The sequence below is a fragment of the Pluralibacter gergoviae ATCC 33028 = NBRC 105706 genome (assembly GCF_001598855.1).
Lineage (GTDB): Bacteria > Pseudomonadota > Gammaproteobacteria > Enterobacterales > Enterobacteriaceae > Pluralibacter > Pluralibacter gergoviae.
This window is the reverse complement of sequence record NZ_BCZS01000010.1, coordinates 48976-68860: the sequence shown is the minus strand read 5'-3', so window position 1 is coordinate 68860 and position 19885 is coordinate 48976. Positions and strand designations below refer to the sequence as shown.

At 60.7% G+C, this 19885-nt stretch carries 20 protein-coding genes; 17 read left to right on the top strand and 3 right to left on the bottom strand.

Annotated features, from left to right (window positions below; all coding sequences use genetic code 11):
- The first annotated feature begins 7 nt into the window (after positions 1–7).
- The 5 genes from ENGE1_RS12070 to ENGE1_RS12050 all read left to right on the top strand — a co-directional run bounded on the left by ENGE1_RS12070 (position 8) and on the right by ENGE1_RS12050 (position 5456).
- Complete coding sequence (locus ENGE1_RS12070; RefSeq protein WP_048273179.1) at positions 8–2293, top strand: catecholate siderophore receptor Fiu; 2286 nt, start codon at positions 8–10, stop codon at positions 2291–2293.
- A 47-nt stretch (positions 2294–2340) separates the two neighbouring features.
- Entirely contained in the window at positions 2341–3018 is a 678-nt protein-coding gene (gene ybiX, locus ENGE1_RS12065; protein ID WP_048253613.1) for a PKHD-type hydroxylase YbiX, read from the top strand.
- Between the two features lie 52 nt (positions 3019–3070).
- Entirely contained in the window at positions 3071–3979 is a 909-nt protein-coding gene (locus ENGE1_RS12060) for a LysR family transcriptional regulator (protein ID WP_043081303.1), read from the top strand.
- A 105-nt stretch (positions 3980–4084) separates the two neighbouring features.
- Complete coding sequence (locus ENGE1_RS12055; protein WP_048253612.1) at positions 4085–4489, top strand: DoxX family protein; 405 nt, start codon at positions 4085–4087, stop codon at positions 4487–4489.
- A gap of 10 nt (positions 4490–4499) precedes the next feature.
- The gene (locus ENGE1_RS12050; protein WP_048253611.1) at positions 4500–5456 is read left to right on the top strand and encodes a glutathione S-transferase family protein; all 957 of its coding nucleotides are present in this window, start codon (positions 4500–4502) and stop codon (positions 5454–5456) included.
- 38 nt (positions 5457–5494) lie between these two features.
- On the opposite strand, the gene ENGE1_RS12045 is transcribed toward ENGE1_RS12050, so the two are convergent.
- On the bottom strand, positions 5495–6319 hold the full coding sequence (locus ENGE1_RS12045) for a LysR family transcriptional regulator (protein ID WP_072065281.1): 825 nt from the start codon (positions 6317–6319) through the stop codon (positions 5495–5497).
- 158 nt (positions 6320–6477) lie between these two features.
- On the opposite strand from ENGE1_RS12045, the gene ENGE1_RS12040 reads away from it, so the two are divergent.
- The 3 genes from ENGE1_RS12040 to ENGE1_RS12030 all read left to right on the top strand — a co-directional run bounded on the left by ENGE1_RS12040 (position 6478) and on the right by ENGE1_RS12030 (position 8180).
- Entirely contained in the window at positions 6478–6768 is a 291-nt protein-coding gene (locus tag ENGE1_RS12040; RefSeq protein WP_048253609.1) for a putative quinol monooxygenase, read from the top strand.
- 50 nt (positions 6769–6818) lie between these two features.
- Positions 6819–7307, top strand: coding sequence for a lactoylglutathione lyase (gene gloA / locus ENGE1_RS12035; protein WP_225823459.1), 489 nt, complete (start codon positions 6819–6821; stop codon positions 7305–7307).
- A gap of 255 nt (positions 7308–7562) precedes the next feature.
- Positions 7563–8180 carry a trimeric intracellular cation channel family protein gene (locus tag ENGE1_RS12030; RefSeq protein ID WP_043081309.1) on the top strand — a complete coding sequence of 206 codons (618 nt, stop codon included), beginning with the start codon at positions 7563–7565 and terminating at the stop codon, positions 8178–8180.
- Here the strand turns inward: ENGE1_RS12030 and ligB are convergent.
- Positions 8174–9853, bottom strand: coding sequence for an NAD-dependent DNA ligase LigB (ligB, locus tag ENGE1_RS12025; protein WP_048253607.1), 1680 nt, complete (start codon positions 9851–9853; stop codon positions 8174–8176). The genes ENGE1_RS12030 and ligB overlap by 7 nt on opposite strands.
- Positions 9854–10104: 251 nt before the next feature.
- Between ligB and gmk the strand changes: the two genes are divergently transcribed.
- The 7 genes from gmk to fpr all read left to right on the top strand — a co-directional run bounded on the left by gmk (position 10105) and on the right by fpr (position 17870).
- Positions 10105–10728 carry a guanylate kinase gene (gmk, locus tag ENGE1_RS12020; RefSeq protein ID WP_045290368.1) on the top strand — a complete coding sequence of 208 codons (624 nt, stop codon included), beginning with the start codon at positions 10105–10107 and terminating at the stop codon, positions 10726–10728.
- 54 nt (positions 10729–10782) lie between these two features.
- On the top strand, positions 10783–11058 hold the full coding sequence (gene rpoZ, locus ENGE1_RS12015) for a DNA-directed RNA polymerase subunit omega (protein WP_000135058.1): 276 nt from the start codon (positions 10783–10785) through the stop codon (positions 11056–11058).
- A gap of 19 nt (positions 11059–11077) precedes the next feature.
- Positions 11078–13192 (top strand): bifunctional GTP diphosphokinase/guanosine-3',5'-bis pyrophosphate 3'-pyrophosphohydrolase, encoded by a 2115-nt coding sequence (gene spoT / locus ENGE1_RS12010; protein WP_043081312.1) that lies wholly within the window; start codon positions 11078–11080, stop codon positions 13190–13192.
- 4 nt (positions 13193–13196) lie between these two features.
- Positions 13197–13886, top strand: coding sequence for a tRNA (guanosine(18)-2'-O)-methyltransferase TrmH (trmH, locus tag ENGE1_RS12005; protein WP_045290366.1), 690 nt, complete (start codon positions 13197–13199; stop codon positions 13884–13886).
- 3 nt (positions 13887–13889) lie between these two features.
- A complete protein-coding gene (recG, locus tag ENGE1_RS12000) occupies positions 13890–15971 on the top strand; it encodes an ATP-dependent DNA helicase RecG (protein WP_048253606.1) in 2082 nt (693 codons plus the stop codon).
- Between the two features lie 46 nt (positions 15972–16017).
- Positions 16018–17028, top strand: a complete 1011-nt coding sequence (gene glpX, locus ENGE1_RS11995; RefSeq protein ID WP_048253605.1) for a class II fructose-bisphosphatase — start codon at positions 16018–16020, stop codon at positions 17026–17028.
- A 95-nt stretch (positions 17029–17123) separates the two neighbouring features.
- Positions 17124–17870, top strand: coding sequence for a ferredoxin--NADP(+) reductase (gene fpr, locus ENGE1_RS11990; RefSeq protein WP_048253604.1), 747 nt, complete (start codon positions 17124–17126; stop codon positions 17868–17870).
- On the opposite strand, the gene ENGE1_RS11985 is transcribed toward fpr, so the two are convergent.
- Entirely contained in the window at positions 17871–18290 is a 420-nt protein-coding gene (locus ENGE1_RS11985) for a DUF805 domain-containing protein (protein WP_045290360.1), read from the bottom strand.
- A 112-nt stretch (positions 18291–18402) separates the two neighbouring features.
- Between ENGE1_RS11985 and ENGE1_RS11980 the strand changes: the two genes are divergently transcribed.
- Positions 18403–18993 (top strand): DUF1454 family protein, encoded by a 591-nt coding sequence (locus ENGE1_RS11980; RefSeq protein WP_043081318.1) that lies wholly within the window; start codon positions 18403–18405, stop codon positions 18991–18993.
- A gap of 108 nt (positions 18994–19101) precedes the next feature.
- Positions 19102–19869, top strand: a complete 768-nt coding sequence (tpiA, locus tag ENGE1_RS11975) for a triose-phosphate isomerase (protein ID WP_043081319.1) — start codon at positions 19102–19104, stop codon at positions 19867–19869.
- Positions 19870–19885: the final 16 nt, after the last annotated feature.

Sequence of the window (19885 nt, the reverse complement as noted above, 5' to 3'; positions counted from 1 at the left end):
TGCTAAAATGAATAAAAGTTCACCTCTTGCATTTAATAGCTTCAACTCATTGGCGCTGTTCACCGGCTTCTGTCTGGGTACTTTACCCGTCAGCAGCCTGGCAGCAGAGAAATCAAACAGTAATGGTGATGAAACTCTGGTCGTACAGGCGCCGCTGCCGTCGCTCTATTCACCGGGCGTGTCCGCCGATCCGAAATTTACCCAGCCGCTGGTCGACACCACCCGCACCATGACGGTCGTGCCGGAGAAGCTGCTTAAAGACCAGGGCGTGACCAACCTCACCGACGCGCTGAAAAACGTTCCCGGCGTGGGCGCCTTCTACGCCGGCGAAAACGGCAGCTCTTCGACCGGCGACGCTATCTATATGCGCGGGATCGACACCTCTAACAGCATCTACCTCGACGGCATTCGCGATATCGGCACCGTCAGCCGCGATACGTTTAATACCGAGCAGGTTGAGGTGATCAAGGGCCCGGCGGGCACCGACTACGGCCGCAGCGCGCCGTCGGGCTCGATCAATATGATCAGCAAGCAGCCGCGGCTGGAAAACTCGCTCGACGGCTCCGCCAGCATTGGCAGCGCCTGGCGCCGCCGGGGAACGCTGGACTATAACCAGGTCATCAACGACAACGCCGCCTTCCGCCTCAACGTCATGGGCGAGAAGAACCACGATAAGGGCCGCGATAACGTCCAGAACGAGCACTACGGCTTTGCGCCGTCTCTGGCGCTGGGCCTGGACACCCCGACCCGGCTTTACGTCAACTATCTCCACGAGCACCAGAACAACACGCCGGACGGCGGCGTGCCGACCATCGGCCTGCCGGGCTACTCGGCGCCGTCGGACAAATACGGGGCGCTCAGCGACGCGGGCAAGGTCAACACCCACAACTACTACGGCACCGCCTCCGACTTCGACCATTCGACCCGCGATACCGGCACGATCCGCTTCGAGCGCGATCTGACGGAAGGCACCACCATTCGCAACACCACCCGCTGGTCGCGGGTCAAGCAGAAATACCTGCTGACCGCCATAATGGGCGGCGCGAGCAATATCACCGCTCCGGATATCAATGACCTGGACAGCTGGTCATGGTCGCGGCTGGCGAACACCAAGGACGTCAGCAACCGCATCCTCACCAACCAGACCAACATCACCTCGAAGTTCAACACCTGGCAGGTGGGCCACGACGTCAGCGCAGGCGTGGAGTTCACCCGCGAGAAGCAGACCAACTACGGCGTTAACGCCATCACGCCGCCGGCGGTGAATATTTATCATCCGATAAGCGATATCTCCGTCGGCGGCCTGCAGCGCAACGGCGCCAATGCCAACGGCCAGACGGATACCTTCGGGGTTTACGCCTTCGATACCCTGACCATCACCGACGATATTGAGATTAACGGCGGGCTGCGCATGGACCGCTACGACACCGACTACGACAGCGCCACCGCCTGCGGCGGCACCGGCCGCGGCGCTATTGCCTGTCCGGTTGGCGTGGCGAAAGGATCTCCGGTCAGTACGGTCAATACCTCAAAATCCGGGACGCTGATGAACTGGAAGGCCGGGGCGCTCTATCGCCTGACCAAAGAGGGCAATATCTACATTAACTACGCCACCTCTAAGCAGCCTCCCGGAGGCAGCAGCTTTGCCCTCAGCGCCGGCGGCAGCGGCAACAGCGCCAACCGCACCGATTTCAGCCCGCAGAAGGCCAAATCCGGCGAAATCGGCACCAAGTGGGAGATCCTCAATAAGCGCCTGCTGCTGAGCGCCGCGGTATTCCGCACCGACATCGAAAATGAGGTTGAGGCCAACGACGACGGCACCTACTCACAGAATGGCAAAAAGCGGGTGGAGGGCTACGAGCTGTCGGCCACCGGCAATATTACCGACGACTGGGCGGTGATGGCGGGCTATACCAACCAGCACGCGACGGTGAAAAAAGGCACCAGCGTCTCGCAGGACGGCTCCTCCTCGCTCTCCTACACGCCAAAACACGCCTTCACCCTGTGGACGCAGTACCAGGCCACCGAAGCGATTTCCGTCGGCGGCGGCGCGCGCTACGTCGGCAGCATGCGTCGCGGCAGCGACGGCGCGGTGGGCACGCCGGACCACGCCGAAGGCTACTGGGTGGCGGACGCGAAAGTGGGCTACAAGGTGAACAACAACCTCGATCTGCAGCTCAACGTCTATAACCTGTTCGATAAGGATTACGTTGCGTCGATCAACAAAAGCGGCTATCGCTATCATCCGGGCGAGCCGCGCACCTTCCTGCTGACGGCAAACGTCCATTTCTGAGTTATCTGCGGGGCGGCAGCGCCCCGCGTTTTAAAGGACAGTAGATCATGATGTATCACATCCCGGCGGTGCTCACTGCGGCCGAAGTTGCCGACTTCAGACAGCTGATGCAGCAGGCGAACTGGATTGACGGGCGGGCGACCGTGGGCCATCAGGGCGCCACCGTCAAAAACAATCAGCAAATTGATACCGACAGCGAGCTTTATCAGCGCCTGCAGTCGGCGGTGATGGAGGCCCTGAACCGCAGCCCGCTGTTCTTCGCCGCCGCTCTGCCGCTGACCATCTCCACGCCGCTGTTTAACCGCTATCAGCAGGGAGAAACCTACGGCTTCCACGTTGACGGCGCGATGCGCAGAAACGGTCAGGCCGGATGGATGCGCACCGACCTCTCCGCCACGCTGTTCCTCTGCGCGCCGGAGAGCTACGAAGGCGGCGAACTGGTGATTGAAGACACCTACGGCCAGCACAAGGTGAAGCTGCCGGCGGGCGATCTGGTGCTTTACCCTTCCAGCAGCCTGCACTGCGTGACGCCGGTAACCTGCGGCTGCCGGGAAGCCTCTTTCCTGTGGATCCAGTCGATGATCCGCGACGACAAACAGCGGGCCATGCTGTTTGAGCTGGACCAGAATATTCAGGGACTGAAGGCGCGCCACGGCGACAGCCCGGAGACCCTGTCGCTGCTCAACATGTATCACAATCTGCTGCGGTCGTGGAGCGAAGTGTAAGCCGGTCCCCCTTGTATTAAGATACGCTTTTTGGCTCCGGAAGAGGCGGCACATGGAACGACTGGATTGCGATCGCATGTTCGTGGCGGTGATGGAAACCGGCAGCTTTACGCTGGCCGCCCAGCGGCGCGGCACCAGCCACGGCCAGGCATCGAAGCTTATTTCCCGGCTGGAAAAAGAGCTCGGCGCCAACCTGTTTCGCCGCAGCACCCGCTCGCTGACGCCCACCGACGTCGGCCTGGCCTACTACGAGCGGATCCGCCAGCTGCTCATTGATTATGACGAGCTCAACGATGCGGTGCGCAATATCTCCAACGCGCCCTCCGGCCAGCTGCGGATCTCCGCCCCGGTCACCTTCGGCACCTCCCGACTGACCCCGCACCTGGTGGCGTTTGCCCGCCGCTATCCCGAGATAGAGCTTGATGTCAGCTACGCCGACCGGCTGGTCAACGTCGTCGATGAGGGTTTTGATCTGGCGCTGCGCATCGGGAGCCTTACCGACAGCAGCCTGCTGGCCCGCCGCCTGTGCCCGATACGCAACGTGGTAATTGCCTCACCGGCCTATCTTGCCGCCCACGGCGAGCCGCAGCACTGGCAGGAGCTGAGTCAGCATCCGCTCATCGTCGATACTAACTTTCGCGATCCGTGGCACTGGCCGTTTCTAGACGCCCAGCAGAAGCTCCACTCACAGCCGGTAAGCGGCAGAATGCGCTTTTCAAACGCCGAAGTGTGTCTGGAAGCCGCCTGCGCCGGGCTCGGGATCGCCCGCCTGCCGCTGTTTATCGCCAGTGACGCGATAGCAAATGGCCGCATCCGCCCGCTGCTCACCGCCTATGAGGCGCCGCCGCTGGCGCTGTTTGCCGTCTTTCCTCCCGCACGCTATATGGCGCACAAAACCCGGGTAATGATCGATTTTCTGGTGGCGATCTTCGCCGATGAGGAGAGGCGCAGACAGCTGTGAGTATTATTTCCATTATGGAAATAAACATCTCCCTTTTAGCGGGATAATCGGGCAGAAAAAAAACGTTACAGTATCCTCCATCAACACACAGGAGATACAACCACTATGTTCGATCAACGCACGACTCCCTACGCAGCGCTGCTTCTGCGCCTGGCGCTGGCCGTACTGTTCTTTGCCCACTTTGGCCTGAAATTTTTTGTCTTTACCCCAGCCGGCACGGCGAAGTTCTTTGCCTCCCTCGGCCTGCCGGGCTGGCTGGCCTACATCACCATGGCAATTGAGCTGGTAGGCGCCATTGCGCTGCTGCTCGGTATTTATGCCCGCGCGGTGGCCATTGTGCTGGTTCCTGTTCTGCTTGGTGCTATTGTTACCGTACACGGTCCGGCAGGCTTCTTCTTCACTAATCCGAACGGCGGCTGGGAGTTCCCGGCATTCTGGATAGTTGGCCTGCTGGCGCTGGCGCTGATTGGCGACGGTAAATACGCGCTGAAACCAACGACCAAAGCTTAATGGTAACGATATGCTGATAGACGGAAAGTGGACGGCGGACTGGCATCCGGTCCAGGCCAAAGATGAAAAAGGCGGATTCGTCCGCCAGACCTCCAGCTTTCGCCACTGGGTTACCCCGGACGGCGCGGCGGGGATCACAGGCGACGGCGGCTTTATTGCCGAGCCGGGCCGCTACCACCTTTACGTCGCGCTGATCTGTCCCTGGGCTTCGCGCACCCTGATTGCGCGCAAGCTCAAGGGACTGGAGGAGATCGTCAGCCTGTCGGTGGTGGAGCCCTGGCTGCTCAACGAAGGCTGGCACTTCGGCGATTACCCCGGCTCAACCCCGGACGCGCTAAAGCAGGTCGAGTGGCTGCACCAGCTCTACACCTACGCCGACCCGCACTTCACCGGCAGGGCAACGGTTCCCGTGCTGTGGGACAAAAAAACCGACACCATGGTCAACAACGAGTCCGCCGATATCCTGCGCATGTTTAACTCCGGATTCGGCGATCTCGCCAGCCGCGAGTACGACCTCTATCCGGATCACCTGCAGGCGGAGATAGACGACCTCAACGCGGAGATCTATCCGAAGCTCAACAACGGCGTTTACCGCTCCGGCTTTGCGACAACGCAAATAAGCTATGAAGAGGCGGTTCGCGACGTGTTCACCATGCTGGATACCCTGGAGCAGCGCCTGGCAAACCGCCGTTTCCTGTGCGGCGAGCAGCTTACCGAGGCGGACATTCGCCTGTTTGTTACCCTGGTGCGCTTCGACGCCGCCTACCACGGCCTGTTTAAGTGTAATCTTCGCAAGCTGGCGGAGTACCCGAATCTGGATCGCTATCTCCAGCATATTCTGGATATTCCCGGCGTGCGCGAAACGGTCAACATCGACCATATCAAGCAGGGCTACTACTCGATTAAAGCGCTGAACCCGAACGGTATTGTACCGGCGGGACCGGATTTGAGCGCCTACGGGCTGTAATCATCAATTGGCGGCGGCTATGCACGGCCGCTGCTGATTTACGCCCGCATAAAGGTAATCAGCTGCGCAATCGCCGCGTCTTTTCTGAACCGCTCCCAGGCAAAGCAACTCTCCGTTTTAATGATATCCTTACCGATAATCTGCTGTGGAAACTGCAGATCCGCCACGATGCTCTGCGGCACAAAACTGATGCCAAAACCGCTGGTCACCAGCGCCTTTATCAGCGGATAGCTCTCAATATCCACGATCTGATAGCGGCCGGCGGGACGGTCGGCGATCCATGCCTCGATCATTGCCCGGTAGAGACAGTCGTGGCCAAAGCTATAGACCCGGACGGTCTCCCCGCGCGCCGTCTCCGGAAAGCCCACTTTTTGCAGATAGCCGTTAAATGCAGGCTGACTCTCAATTTCGGGATGAACGAGCGGGCCATCAGAGTAGATAACGTCATAACGGTTTTCAAGCAGCCCGCTCTCCAGCTCGCGGGAAAAAGCGCGGTACACTTTGAGCAAATAGTGGGGATAAGCCTGCTGAAAGGCGACGAGCTTGTCCGGTAGCCAGTAATCGGCGGCGATATCCAGCGCGCCAATTCTGAGGGTACGGCTGGCGTCAGATTGATATTTCTCCTCAATATTCGCAGCCATCGTCAGAAGCTGGCTTACTTCATCGTAATAACTGAGGCCAAAGGTGGTCACGGTCAGCCTTCCCCTGTCGCGGTTAAACAGGGGGGCGGGCAGGCCGGACTCCAGCTCCTTTATCATTTTGGTGATGTTAGAGGGAACGCAAAATAGCGCGTCGGCCGCCGCAGAAACACTTCCCAGACGCACGACCTGACAAAAAGCCTCTATATATCTGATCTTTAGCATGTTATTTCACTTTTAGTGAATTGATTAAGTCATTTTAATTCAATTTTAGTAATTTATCTCCTGCCCTATTATTTGCCGCGTCGGCGTTAAGGCGTATAGCTGCGACGCGCTATTCACCTCCCAATATCCATCGGGATAAACAGTAAAAGGGCAATTCCATGATTATTCTTAACGTATTTTTTAAGGTCTCCCCGTCTAAAGAAGCTGATTTCCTTAGTGTTCTGCACAATATGGTCACTGAATCCAACAAGGAAGCCGGCTGCCTGCGCTACCAGTTGTGGAACAATGACGCCGATCCCCTGCACTACGCGCTGATTGAGGCGTGGACCAGCAAAGCGGCGCTGGAAGAACATCAGAAAACGGCGCACTGGATTGCGTTTAACGACGTAGTGAACAGCTTCCTGAGCGAAGCCTATGATGAACACCATTACAGCGAAATCGCCCGCTAACGTTTTGCAGCCCCGCTGCGTCGGGGCGCTATTTGGAGAAGAAAATGACTATGCGTAATCCAGATAAGACATCAGCAACGGATGGCTATATTTTCAACCACACCATGATCCGGGTGAAGTCCCTGCAGGCGTCAATGGATTTCTATGACCACGTGCTGGGATTCACACCGGTTTATCGTCGGGACTTTAACGACGATGCTTTTACCATCGTCTATATGATCGCAAACGCGGCAAGCGATATCCCTCAAGACGACGCGCTGCGCTACCAATGGATCCTGTCCCGGCCGGGCGTGCTGGAGCTCACCTGGAATCACGGCACCGAAAAGCAGAGCGCGTTCAGCTACCACAGCGGTAACGACGAACCGCGCGGTTTTGGCCACTTATGCATGGTGGTGCCGGATCTCGCCGCAGCCTGCTCGCGGTTTGAGAACATGGGCGTCTCCTTTAAAAAACGGCCGTCAGAGGGGCGGATGAAAGAGGTGGCATTTATTCTCGATCCGGACGGCTACTGGATTGAGATCCTGGAGCTTCCCCACTGAGCCCGGGCGGGGTCTGCTTCCCGCCGGAGGCAGCCGCACGCCGCAACCCCAGCGCCATGTCGGGGCAGTTCCGTACGAGGCCCGACCTCTGGCGATAGTAAAATTTATGATAAAAAAACCACCAACCCTTATTAAAAGCGTGAAAATTCGATTTTAAGATTAGAAAAAGTAATCAATTGCATCTTGCCTTAGAAAATCTCAATCGTGAGTCTGCTCACAATTGACTACCCTGCGGCCTCAGTTCAGGGAGGCCCCATGCTGCTACACGTACTCTACTTAATTGGCATTACTGCCGAAGCCATGACCGGCGCGCTGGCCGCCGGGCGTCGCCGGATGGATACTTTCGGCGTGATCATTATTGCTTTTGCCACGGCCTTAGGCGGCGGCTCCGTGCGCGACATTCTGCTGGGACACTATCCGCTGGGCTGGGTAAAGCATCCGGAGTACGCAATCATCGTGGCCGTCGCCGCCGTCGTCACCACATTCGCCGCGCCGGTAATGCCGCACCTGCGCCGCCTGTTTCTGCTGCTTGATGCCCTTGGCCTGGTGGTGTTTTCCATTATCGGCGCCCAGATTGCGCTCGATATGGGCCATGGCCCCATCGTGGCTACCATTGCCGCGGTGGTGACCGGCGTTTTCGGCGGCGTGCTGCGGGATATGTTCTGCAAGCGCATCCCGCTGGTATTCCAGAAAGAGCTGTATGCCGGGATCTCCTTCGCCTCCGCGGTGCTCTATATCGCCCTGCAGCACTACGTCAGCAGCCAGGACGTGGTGGTGATCGCCACGCTGCTGTTTGGCTTTACCGCCCGCCTGCTGGCGCTGCGTCTGAAACTCGGCCTGCCGGTGTTCTACTACCGCCACGACGCTCACTGACTGCCAAAACCGCTCACGCCCTGCTCCGCCAGCCAGCGGGCAAGGGCGGCCACCTCCGGCGCGCGCAGCCACTTCATTAGTTGGCCGGCCTTTACGCTCCCTACCTGCGGCAGCCGCTGCCACTCCGCCTCGCTGCGGGCCAGCAGCTGACCCCAGCGTTCATCGCCGAGCAGACGCAGCGCATCGGCGCTCAGCGGGATGCCTGCCGCCTGTAACCACAGGCGAAAAGGTTTGCGCCGGGCGAGATTAAACTGGTGCAGCAGCGTCGGTACGCGTTTGGCCGACAGACCCGGCGTCTTTTCGAGGGCCCCGGCATCCAGCGCCAGCCAGCCGAACAGCGTGTCGAAGCGGTGCGCCCGCAGCAGCTGCCGCCACATCGCCTCGCCCGCGCCCTCAATCTGCAGCATTTTTCCGGCCCACTGCAGGCGCGACAGGAACTGCGCCCGACAGCCGGGCAGGTCGCGATAGCAGCTGAGCGCGTGGAAATCGCCGGCGGGCGGCGCTGGTTTCGTTCGCTCTGCGGCCCGCCACGCCACGCGCTCAAGGCGCGGAATGCCCTGCCCGGCAAGACCGATCACCAGCCGGTCGCCCGGCGCGATATCCAGCCGCCGCCAGCGGTCGACCGTGCCGAGGCTAACGCGCGTTACCTGCTTATCATCAAGGGTCACCGGCGCCAGCTGCGCCACCGCCGCGACCTTGCCGGTGCGCCCGACGCTGAAGGCAATCGCCCTGACTTCCGCTACCCTTGTCACCGGCGGATATTTCCACGCCACCGCCCACTCGCCGTCGCCGGGCTTCCAGAACCTGCCCGCAGGCTCTCGGGCCGCACGCACCACCACGCCGTCGGTCACGAACGGCAGCGGCGCGGTCAGCCAGCGCTGGCGCAGCCGCTCGACGTCGCCCAGGTGCGCCACCGGCAGCGTGTAGTCGCTGACGTAACCAAAACCGGCCGCCTTCAGCTGCGTGAGTCTCGCCGCCATCGCGGCCGGGCCGTCGGGCCAGCCCCAGATAAAGATGCCGATCGTTTCCGGTGCGGAAGCGGCGGCCCTGCGCTTCATGGCGCCCGCAACCTTCGCCCGGGCGTTGATGCCGCCCATCGCCTGCTGCACGTGTCCGTCGCGCAGCAGGAACAGCTCGCCCTGCAGCACGCTGTCGCCCGGCGGCCCGGATATCCGCGCCGGCACCGCCGGGAGCCGCCTGACGGCATCCGTCCAGTCCTCGCCGGCGAAGCCGTCGCCGCGGCTGATGGCCCGGTACAGCGCGCCATTGCGGTACTCCAGCGTCACCGCCACGCCGTCAATTTTGGGCTGCGCCCACAGATCCTGCTTTGCAGCCATCCAGCGCGCGAGCGCGTCGCCGTCGGCCATTTTACGCAGCCCGACGTGGGCAACCGGATGACGCGCGCCGCCGCGCCGGGCGGCAATTGGCGGCAGCGGTTTCGACCGGCCGAAGCAGCCCTGTAGCTGACCGAGGTGTTCGCTGAGCTGATCGAAGGTCTCATCGCTGACCTCGGAAATACCCGCCTGCCAGTAGCGATCGTTCCAGCGCGCTATCTGCGCCTCAAGCCGGGCGATCTCGCTGGCGGCCCGCCCGGCCGACCACGCCGGGCATGTCGCCTGCCCCGGCGTGCCGATCAGTATGAGTATCAAAAGCCCAACGCTGCGCCATATCATCGTTGCCTCCTTTTATCTGCGGCGAGTTATAGCCCGGCGGAAAACGCCAATCGACGACGCATTTTCGCCTTTGCGAAGCCGATTCAGAGAAACCACTCTCGTGACTGCAACGGTGCAAAAAATCGTGGAAACGGCGCGTAAAAGCCGCCGCTGGCTGACAAAAAGTGTGACAAAGGCTACGTCGCGCAGCGGCGACGTGTATAATAGGCTCGTATGTAGACTTTCTTTCCGACTCACATACAAGACTTCTCATGGCTCAAGGCACGCTTTATATAGTTTCTGCGCCCAGCGGCGCGGGTAAATCCAGCCTGATTCAGGCTCTGCTGAAAACCCAACCGCTGTACGATACCCAGGTTTCCGTTTCACACACCACGCGCGCGCCGCGCCCGGGTGAAGTGCACGGTGAACACTATTTCTTTGTTAATCACGACCAGTTCCGGTCAATGATTGGCGAAGACGCCTTTCTTGAGCATGCGGAAGTGTTTGGCAATTATTACGGCACCTCGCGCGAAACCATCGAGCAGGTGCTGAAAACCGGTGTCGATGTGTTTCTCGACATCGACTGGCAGGGCGCGCAGCAGATCCGCAAGCGCATGCCGGAATCGCGCAGTATTTTCATTCTTCCGCCGTCGAAGGATGAACTGGATCGTCGCCTGCGCGGCCGCGGCCAGGACAGCGAAGAGGTGATTGCCAGACGCATGGCGCAGGCGGTTGCAGAAATGAGCCACTACGCCGAATATGATTACCTTATTGTGAATGATGATTTTGATACCGCGCTGAGCGACCTGAAAATCATTATCCGCGCTGAACGTCTGCGCATCAGCCGTCAGAAGCAGCGACATGACGCTTTAATCAGCAAACTATTGGCAGACTGAGCCCACATTCAGTATCATGCCCAGTCATTTCTTCATCTGTGGAGCTTTATACATATGGCACGCGTAACCGTTCAGGACGCTGTAGAGAAAATTGGTAACCGTTTTGACCTGGTGCTGGTCGCCGCGCGTCGCGCTCGTCAGATGCAGGTAGGCGGCAAGGATCCGCTGGTACCGGAAGAAAACGATAAAACTACCGTTATCGCCCTGCGCGAAATCGAAGAGGGTCTTATCAACAACCAGATCCTCGACGTGCGTGAGCGCCAGGAGCAGCAAGAGCAGGAAGCCGCAGAACTGCAGGCCGTGACCGCAATTGCTGAAGGTCGTCGTTAATTAACCCTGCGGGTAACCCTTGTATCTGTTTGAAAGCCTGAATCAACTGATTCAAACCTACCTGCCTGAAGACCAGATAAAACGTCTTCAGCAGGCGTATCTCGTTGCACGTGACGCTCACGAGGGCCAGACACGTTCAAGCGGTGAGCCCTATATCACGCACCCGGTCGCGGTGGCCTGTATCCTGGCCGAGATGAAACTCGACCACGAAACGCTGATGGCCGCCCTGCTGCACGACGTGATTGAAGATACCCCCGCCACCTACCAGGACATGGAGCAGCTGTTTGGCAAAACCGTGGCCGAACTGGTGGAAGGGGTCTCCAAGCTCGACAAGCTCAATTTTCGCGACAAGAAAGAGGCCCAGGCCGAAAACTTTCGCAAGATGATCATGGCGATGGTGCAGGATATCCGCGTCATCCTCATCAAGCTCGCCGACCGCACCCATAACATGCGTACTCTGGGCTCCCTTCGCCCGGACAAGCGCCGCCGCATCGCCCGCGAAACGCTGGAAATCTACAGCCCGCTGGCCCACCGTTTAGGTATCCACCACATCAAGACCGAGCTTGAAGAGCTGGGCTTTGAAGCGCTGTACCCGAACCGCTACCGCGTCATTAAAGAGGTGGTTAAAGCCGCGCGCGGCAACCGCAAAGAGATGATCCAGAAGATCCTCTCGGAAATTGAAGGCCGCCTGCAGGAAGCCGGCATTCCGTGTCGCGTCAGCGGGCGGGAGAAGCATCTTTACTCGATCTACTGCAAAATGGTGCTGAAAGAGCAGCGTTTTCACTCGATCATGGATATCTACGCCTTCCGCGTGATCGTCCAGGACTCCGACACCTGCTACCGGGTGCTGGGCCAGATGCACAGCCTCTACAAGCCGCGTCCGGGCCGGGTGAAAGACTATATCGCCATCCCCAAGGCGAACGGCTATCAGTCCCTGCACACCTCAATGATTGGCCCGCACGGCGTGCCGGTTGAGGTGCAGATCCGTACCGAAGATATGGATCAGATGGCAGAGATGGGGGTTGCCGCCCACTGGGCGTATAAAGAGCACGGCGAGACCAGCACCACCGCCCAGATCCGCGCCCAGCGCTGGATGCAGAGCCTGCTTGAGCTGCAGCAGAGCGCGGGCAGCTCGTTTGAATTTATCGAGAGCGTGAAATCCGATCTGTTCCCGGATGAGATTTACGTTTTCACCCCGGAAGGCCGCATCGTCGAGCTGCCGGCAGGCGCGACGCCGGTGGACTTCGCCTACGCGGTACACACCGATATCGGCCACGCCTGCGTCGGCGCCCGCGTCGACAGGCAGCCTTATCCGCTGTCGCAGCCGCTGACCAGCGGCCAGACGGTAGAAATCATCACCGCGCCGGGCGCGCGCCCGAACGCCGCGTGGCTCAACTTTGTGGTCAGCTCCAAGGCGCGGGCCAAAATTCGCCAACTGCTGAAAAACCTTAAGCGCGATGACTCCGTCAGCCTCGGCCGGCGCCTGCTCAACCACGCGCTGGGCGGCAGCCGCAAGCTTGCCGAGATCCCGGCAGAGAATATCCAGCGCGAGCTGGAGCGCATGAAGATTGCGACGCTTGACGATCTGCTGGCAGAAATCGGCCTCGGCAACGCCATGAGCGTGGTGGTGGCGAAAAACCTGCAGCAGGGCGATGCGACCGTCGCGCAAATGCCCGCCCCGGCTGGCCAGAGCCATCTGCCGATAAAGGGCGCGGACGGCGTGCTGATCACCTTCGCCAAGTGCTGTCGCCCGATCCCCGGCGATCCGATTATTGCCCACGTCAGCCCCGGCAAAGGACTGGTTATCCACCACGAGTCCTGCCGCAACATTCGCGGCTATCAGAAAGAAGCCGAGAAGTTCATGGCCGTGGAGTGGGATAAAGAGACGGCCCAGGAATTTATCACCGAGATTAAGGTCGATATGTTCAACCATCAGGGGGCGCTGGCCAACCTGACGGCGGCCATCAATACCGCTACATCGAACATCCAGAGCCTGAATACCGAAGAGAAAGACGGCCGCGTGTACAGCGCCTTTATCCGCCTGACCGCCCGCGACCGCGTGCATCTGGCCAACATCATGCGCAAAATTCGCGTTATGCCGGATGTGATTAAAGTTAACCGCAACAGAAACTAGCGTTATGAACCCACAGCGTTACGCCAGAATTCGCGAGATGCTCGCCCGGCGTCAGCCCGACCTGACCGTCTGCATGGAGCAGGTCCACAAGCCTCATAACGTCTCGGCGATTGTCCGCACCGCCGACGCCGTCGGCGTACACGAAGTCCACGCCGTCTGGCCCGGCAGCCGGATGCGCACCATGGCCTCAACCGCCGCGGGCAGCAACAGCTGGGTGCAGGTGAAAACCCATCCGACCATCGCCGATGCGGTGTCCGTCCTCAAGGGACGCGGCATGCAGATCCTGGCGACCCACCTCTCGGCGAAGGCCGTCGACTTCCGCGACATAGACTACACCCGCCCGACCTGCATTCTGATGGGCCAGGAGAAGACCGGCATCACCGAGGAAGCGCTGGCGCTGGCGGACCGGGACATTATCATCCCGATGACCGGCATGGTGCAGTCCCTGAACGTCTCGGTGGCCTCGGCGCTGATCCTCTACGAAGCCCAGCGCCAGCGGCAGAACGCCGGCCTGTACGAGCGCAGCAGCAGCATGCTGCCGGACGACGAGCAGCAGCGCCTGCTGTTTGAAGGCGGCTATCCGGTACTGGCGCGGCTGGCGAAGCGCAAAAAGCTGCCCTACCCGCACGTCAACGGCCTCGGCGAAATCGAAGCCGATCCCGCCTGGTGGGCCACCATGCAGGCGGCAAAGTAAGCCATGCAGGGGCGCCTTCTGGATGCCGTGCCGCTGAGTTCGCTCACCGGCGTCGGGGCGGCGCAAACCGCGAAACTGGCGAAAATTGGCCTGCATACCGTGCAGGACCTGCTGCTGCACCTTCCCCTGCGCTATGAAGACCGTACTCACCTCTACGCCATCGGCGATCTGCTGCCGGGCGTCTACGCCACGGTGGAGGGCGAGGTGCTTAACAGCACCATTACCTTCGGCGGCCGCCGGATGCTCACCTGCCAGATAAGCGACGGCAGCGGCATTCTGACGATGCGCTTTTTTAACTTCAACGCGGCGATGAAAAACAGCCTCGCCGCCGGCCGCCGGGTGCTGGCCTACGGCGAAGCGAAGCGCGGCAAGTTCGGCGCGGAGATGATCCATCCTGAATACCGCGTGCAGGGCGATCTGAGTACGCCGGAGCTGCAGGAAACCCTGACGCCGGTCTATCCGACCACCGAAGGCGTGCGCCAGGCGACGCTGCGCAAACTGACCGACCAGGCGCTGGATCTGCTGGATACCTGCGCCATTGCCGAACTGCTGCCGCCCGAACTGGCCCAGGGCATGATGAGTCTGCCGGAGGCGCTGCGCACCCTGCACCGCCCGCCGCCGACGCTGCTGCTGAGCGATCTGGAAAGCGGAGAGCACCCCGCCCAGCGGCGCCTGATTATGGAGGAGCTGCTGGCGCACAACCTGAGCATGCTGGCCCTGCGGGCCGGCGCCCAGCGCTATCACGCCCAGCCGCTCGATGCGCAGGATACGCTGAAAAACGCCCTGCTGGCCTCGCTGCCGTTTACGCCCACCGCCGCCCAGAACCGAGTGACGGCGGAAATCGAAGGCGATCTGGCCCGCGACGTGCCGATGATGCGCCTGGTGCAGGGCGACGTCGGTTCCGGTAAGACGCTGGTCGCCGCTCTCGCGGCCCTGCGGGCCATTGCCCACGGTAAACAGGCGGCGCTGATGGCGCCGACCGAGCTGCTGGCCGAACAGCACGCCAACAACTTCCGCAGCTGGTTTGCGCCGCTGGGCGTTGAAGTGGGCTGGCTGGCGGGTAAGCAGAAGGGCAAAGCGCGGCAGGCCCAGCAGGAGGCCATCGCCACCGGCCAGGTGCAGATGATCGTCGGCACCCACGCGATTTTCCAGGAGCAGGTGCAGTTTAACGGCCTGGCGCTGGTGATTATCGACGAACAGCACCGCTTCGGCGTCCACCAGCGGCTGGCGCTGTGGGAGAAGGGCCAGCAGCAGGGCTTTCATCCCCACCAGCTGATCATGACCGCCACGCCTATTCCGCGCACCCTGGCGATGACCGCCTACGCCGATCTTGATACCTCCACCATCGATGAGCTGCCGCCGGGCCGCACGCCGGTGACCACCGTCGCCATTGCCGACACCCGCCGCAGCGAGATCATCGACCGCGTGCGCCACGCCTGCATCGGCGAAGGCCGCCAGGCCTACTGGGTCTGCACCCTGATTGAGGAGTCGGATCTGCTGGAGGCCCAGGCGGCGGAAGCAACCTGGGAGGAGTTGAAAATCGCCCTGCCTGAGCTCAATATCGGCCTGGTCCACGGGCGGATGAAGCCCGCTGAGAAGCAGGCGGTGATGCAGGCCTTCAAGCAGGGCGAGCTGCACCTGCTGATCGCCACCACGGTTATCGAAGTGGGCGTTGATGTGCCCAATGCCAGCCTGATGATTATCGAGAACCCGGAGCGGCTGGGGCTTGCCCAGCTGCACCAGCTGCGGGGCCGCGTCGGCCGCGGCGCCGTCGCCTCCCACTGCGTACTGCTCTATAAATCGCCGCTGTCGAAAACCGCCCAGAAGCGCCTGCAGGTGCTGCGCGACAGCAATGATGGCTTTGTCATTGCCCAGAAAGACCTCGAAATCCGCGGGCCGGGCGAACTGCTGGGCACCCGGCAGACCGGCAACGCCGAATTTAAAGTCGCGGATCTGCTGCGCGATCAGCGCCTGATCCCCGACGTTCAGCGCATTGCGCGTCACATTCACGAAAAGTATCCCCAACAGGCCGAGGCACTGATCGCGCGCTGGATGCCGGAAACCGAGCGTTATTCCAACGCGTAGCCCCTGCGGCTGCGCGCTCATTTTTAGCTTCTACAACGAGTGTGTTATGAAACGAGAACTTGCCATCGAATTTTCGCGCGTGACCGAGGCCGCCGCGCTGGCCGGCTACAAGTGGCTGGGGCGCGGCGATAAAAATACCGCCGACGGCGCGGCGGTCAACGCCATGCGCATCATGCTGAATAAGGTCAATATCGACGGTACCATCGTGATTGGCGAAGGCGAAATTGACGAGGCGCCGATGCTGTTTATCGGCGAGCGGGTCGGTACCGGCAGCGGCGATGCGGTGGATATTGCCGTCGATCCGATTGAAGGCACGCGCATGACCGCCATGGGCCAGGCCAACGCCCTGGCAGTGCTGGCGGTCGGCGATAAGGGCTGCTTCCTCAACGCGCCGGACATGTACATGGAAAAGCTGATCGTTGGCCCGCAGGCGAAAGGCAGCATCGACCTCAGCCTGCCGCTGGAGGAGAACCTGCGTAACGTGGCCGCAGCGCTGGATAAGCCGCTTGGCGAGCTGACGGTGACCATTCTCGCCAAGCCGCGCCACGACGCGGTGATTGCGCAGATGCAGCAGCTGGGCGTGCGGGTGTTTGCCATTCCCGACGGCGACGTGGCGGCCTCGATCCTGACCTGCATGCCGGACAGCGAAGTGGATGTGCTGTACGGCATCGGCGGCGCGCCGGAAGGCGTGGTGTCGGCGGCAGCGATCCGCGCGCTGGACGGCGATATGCAGGGCCGCCTGCTCGCCCGCCATCACGTTAAGGGCGACAGCGAAGAGAACCGACGCATTGGCGAAGAGGAGCTGGCCCGCTGCGCGGCGATGGGCATTGAAGCAGAGAAGGTGCTGCGCCTCGACGAGATGGCCCGCAGCGATAACGTTATCTTCTCCGCCACCGGCATCACCAAGGGAGACCTGCTGGACGGCATTACCCGCAAGGGCAATATCGCCACCACCGAAACCCTGATGATCCGCGGCAAATCGCGCACCATTCGCCGCATTCAGTCCATTCACTATCTCGATCGCAAAGATCCGGAAATTCAGCGCCATATACTCTGAATGATTTGATCAATCGAGCTTTCCGGCCCTCCCGGGCTGGAAATCTCCTCCTCATCTGGCGAAGATAGAACCCACAACGCAGCGAGGAGAGGATTATGGCGACCTGGGTTACCGGCAAAGTTATCAGAGTGGAGTACTGGACTGACGCACTGTTCAGCCTGATTGTTCACGCCCCCGTGCAGCCCTTTACCGCCGGGCAGTACGGCAAGCTGGGTCTCGAAATCAACGGCGAGCGCGTGCAGCGCGCCTACTCCTACCTCAATGCCCCCGGCAATCCCGACCTCGAATTTTACCTGGTAACGGTGCCAGAAGGTAAACTCAGCCCGCATCTGGCGGCGCTGAAGCCGGGCGATGAGCTGCAGCTGGTCAGCGAGCCCGCCGGTTTTTTCGTACTGGAAGAGCTGCCGGACAGCGACACGCTGTGGATGCTCGCCACCGGCACCGGACTCGGGCCGTATCTCTCTATTTTGCAGGAGGGAAAAGATCTCGAGCGCTTCAACAATCTGGTGCTGGTACACGCCGTGCGCTATGAATCAGACCTCAGCTATCTGCCGCTGATGCGCGAGCTTGAGCGGCGCTATGAGGGCAAACTGCGCATTCAGACGGTGGTCAGCCGGGAGACGGCGGAGGGATCGCTGACCGGCCGCGTGCCGGCGCTGATCGAGAGCGGCGCGCTCGAGGCCGCCGTGGGTCTGACGATGACCACCGAAAACAGCCACGTGATGCTGTGCGGTAACCCGCAGATGGTGCGCGATACCCAACAGATGCTCAAAGAGACCCGGCAGATGACCAAGCACCTGCGCCGCCGGCCGGGCCATATGACGGCGGAAAACTACTGGTAGTCAGCGGTACTTCACCGCCCGCGTCTCTTTACCGTACTTGTTCTCGCCCTGGGTGCCGACAAACGCGCCCAGCTCAATCACCAGCATTACCAGAATAACCGTCGGCAGCAGGCGGCCCACCGCCCATGACCAGATGCCGCCGAGCTGCGTCCAGTTGCCGACCAGCAGCATCCACGCCAGTACCAGCAGCAGGGCCCACAGCCCGGAGCGCCCGCGATCGTGCAGGCGCTTTATCGTCACCGCGGCGGTGGGCCACAGCAGGCACACCAGCGCAAAAGCGGCGGTTTGCAGCTCAAGCCACGCCCGGCCCGCGGCGATAAACAGCATCATCATCGCCAGCAGCCAGACCGCAATCCACGCCCAGAAGTCGCGGCGCCCGATGCGCCCCTTAATCGAAAATAGCCACTGCTGTAGGGTCATTGAGAAATCTCTTATTATCATGGTCGGGCTAGTTTACCCTGGCTGCGCCACTTTTTGACAAGCGGGACCCTTTCCCGCTTTAATCAGGGCTAAAAAAATACGGGTGCTGCTAATGAAGAGATGGATAGCGTTGTGTCTGATGGGGATCGCGATAATGGCGGCGGGCCAGAGTGCCCTGTCGGCAGAGCCCCCGGCTGCCCCTTATCTGCTTTCCGGCGCACCGAGCTTCGATCTATCCATCAGCCAGTTTCGCGAAAGGTTTAACCACGACAACCCCACCCTGGCGCTCAGTGAATTTCGCTCTATTTCCGGCAGCAGCGACCGGCTGAATCTGACCCGCGCCGCCAGCAAGATTAACGAAAACCTCTATGCCTCCACCGCGCTGGAGCGCGGCACGCTGAAAATAAAGTCGATGCAAATAACCTGGCTGCCGATTCAGGGCCCGGAGCAGAAGGCGGCGAAAGCCAGGGCGCTGGAGTATATGAGCGCGGTGCTGCGGGCGTTCACGCCCGGCATGAGCCGCGCCCAGAGCAGCCAGAAGCTGCAGAAGCTGCTGGCTGCCGGTAAAAACAAGCGCTACTACGCGTCGCCGGAAGGCGCGCTGCGCTATGTGGTGGCGGATAACGGTGATAAGGGGCTGACCTTCGCCGTTGAACCGATTAAGCTGGCGCTATCTGACGCGCTGGAAGGGAGCAATAAATGATAAAAAGCAAAGCCTTTCCGCCGTCCAATCTCTATACTGTTTCACAGACCATGCCGCCCAGCGGGCGGCCATCTTACTTAATTCGCTTATCTAGCGTGGAGAATTAAAATGCGACATCCATTAGTGATGGGTAACTGGAAGCTGAACGGCAGCCGCCAGATGGTTAACGATCTGATTGCGAATCTGCGTAAAGAGCTCGCCGGCGTTGCGGGCTGCGACGTGGCTATCGCGCCGCCGGAAATGTACATCGACATGGCAAAACACGCCGCCGGCGGCAGCCACATCAACCTCGGTGCACAGAACGTTGATCTGAACCTGTCCGGCGCATTCACCGGTGAAACTTCTGCCCAGATGCTGAAAGACATCGGCGCGCAGTACATCATCATCGGCCACTCCGAGCGTCGCACCTACCACAAAGAGTCTGACGAGCTGATCGCCAAAAAATTCGCCGTGCTGAAAGAGCAGGGCCTGACCCCGGTACTGTGCATCGGTGAAACCGAAGCCGAAAACGAAGCGGGCAAAACCGAAGAAGTGTGCGCGCGCCAGATTGACGCCGTGCTGAAAACGCAGGGCGCAGCGGCGTTCGAAGGCGTGGTCATTGCTTACGAACCGGTATGGGCTATCGGCACCGGCAAATCTGCGACCCCGGCGCAGGCGCAGGCGGTACACAAGTTTATCCGCGATCACATTGCCAAAACCGACGCCAAAATCGCCGAGCAGGTTATTATCCAGTACGGCGGCTCCGTTAACGCGGGCAACGCTGCAGAGCTGTTCGGTCAGCCGGATATCGACGGCGCGCTGGTTGGCGGCGCATCGCTGAAGGCAGACGCATTTGCGACGATCGTGAAAGCGGCAGCGGAAGCTAAGCAGGCGTAATCGCGACTGCTTTCGC

What these genes read in the sequence shown, in the direction of transcription:
- ENGE1_RS12070 (WP_048273179.1), top strand. Translation starts at nt 8, where the DNA reads ATGAATAAAAGTTCACCTCTTGCATTTAATAGCTTCAACTCATTGGCG.
- ybiX (WP_048253613.1), top strand. Translation starts at nt 2,341, where the DNA reads ATGATGTATCACATCCCGGCGGTGCTCACTGCGGCCGAAGTTGCCGAC.
- ENGE1_RS12060 (WP_043081303.1), top strand. Translation starts at nt 3,071, where the DNA reads ATGGAACGACTGGATTGCGATCGCATGTTCGTGGCGGTGATGGAAACC.
- ENGE1_RS12055 (WP_048253612.1), top strand. Translation starts at nt 4,085, where the DNA reads ATGTTCGATCAACGCACGACTCCCTACGCAGCGCTGCTTCTGCGCCTG.
- ENGE1_RS12050 (WP_048253611.1), top strand. Translation starts at nt 4,500, where the DNA reads ATGCTGATAGACGGAAAGTGGACGGCGGACTGGCATCCGGTCCAGGCC.
- ENGE1_RS12045 (WP_072065281.1), bottom strand. Translation starts at nt 6,319, where the DNA reads ATGCTAAAGATCAGATATATAGAGGCTTTTTGTCAGGTCGTGCGTCTG.
- ENGE1_RS12040 (WP_048253609.1), top strand. Translation starts at nt 6,478, where the DNA reads ATGATTATTCTTAACGTATTTTTTAAGGTCTCCCCGTCTAAAGAAGCT.
- gloA (WP_225823459.1), top strand. Translation starts at nt 6,819, where the DNA reads ATGCGTAATCCAGATAAGACATCAGCAACGGATGGCTATATTTTCAAC.
- ENGE1_RS12030 (WP_043081309.1), top strand. Translation starts at nt 7,563, where the DNA reads ATGCTGCTACACGTACTCTACTTAATTGGCATTACTGCCGAAGCCATG.
- ligB (WP_048253607.1), bottom strand. Translation starts at nt 9,853, where the DNA reads ATGATATGGCGCAGCGTTGGGCTTTTGATACTCATACTGATCGGCACG.
- gmk (WP_045290368.1), top strand. Translation starts at nt 10,105, where the DNA reads ATGGCTCAAGGCACGCTTTATATAGTTTCTGCGCCCAGCGGCGCGGGT.
- rpoZ (WP_000135058.1), top strand. Translation starts at nt 10,783, where the DNA reads ATGGCACGCGTAACCGTTCAGGACGCTGTAGAGAAAATTGGTAACCGT.
- trmH (WP_045290366.1), top strand. Translation starts at nt 13,197, where the DNA reads ATGAACCCACAGCGTTACGCCAGAATTCGCGAGATGCTCGCCCGGCGT.
- recG (WP_048253606.1), top strand. Translation starts at nt 13,890, where the DNA reads ATGCAGGGGCGCCTTCTGGATGCCGTGCCGCTGAGTTCGCTCACCGGC.
- glpX (WP_048253605.1), top strand. Translation starts at nt 16,018, where the DNA reads ATGAAACGAGAACTTGCCATCGAATTTTCGCGCGTGACCGAGGCCGCC.
- fpr (WP_048253604.1), top strand. Translation starts at nt 17,124, where the DNA reads ATGGCGACCTGGGTTACCGGCAAAGTTATCAGAGTGGAGTACTGGACT.
- ENGE1_RS11985 (WP_045290360.1), bottom strand. Translation starts at nt 18,290, where the DNA reads ATGACCCTACAGCAGTGGCTATTTTCGATTAAGGGGCGCATCGGGCGC.
- ENGE1_RS11980 (WP_043081318.1), top strand. Translation starts at nt 18,403, where the DNA reads ATGAAGAGATGGATAGCGTTGTGTCTGATGGGGATCGCGATAATGGCG.
- tpiA (WP_043081319.1), top strand. Translation starts at nt 19,102, where the DNA reads ATGCGACATCCATTAGTGATGGGTAACTGGAAGCTGAACGGCAGCCGC.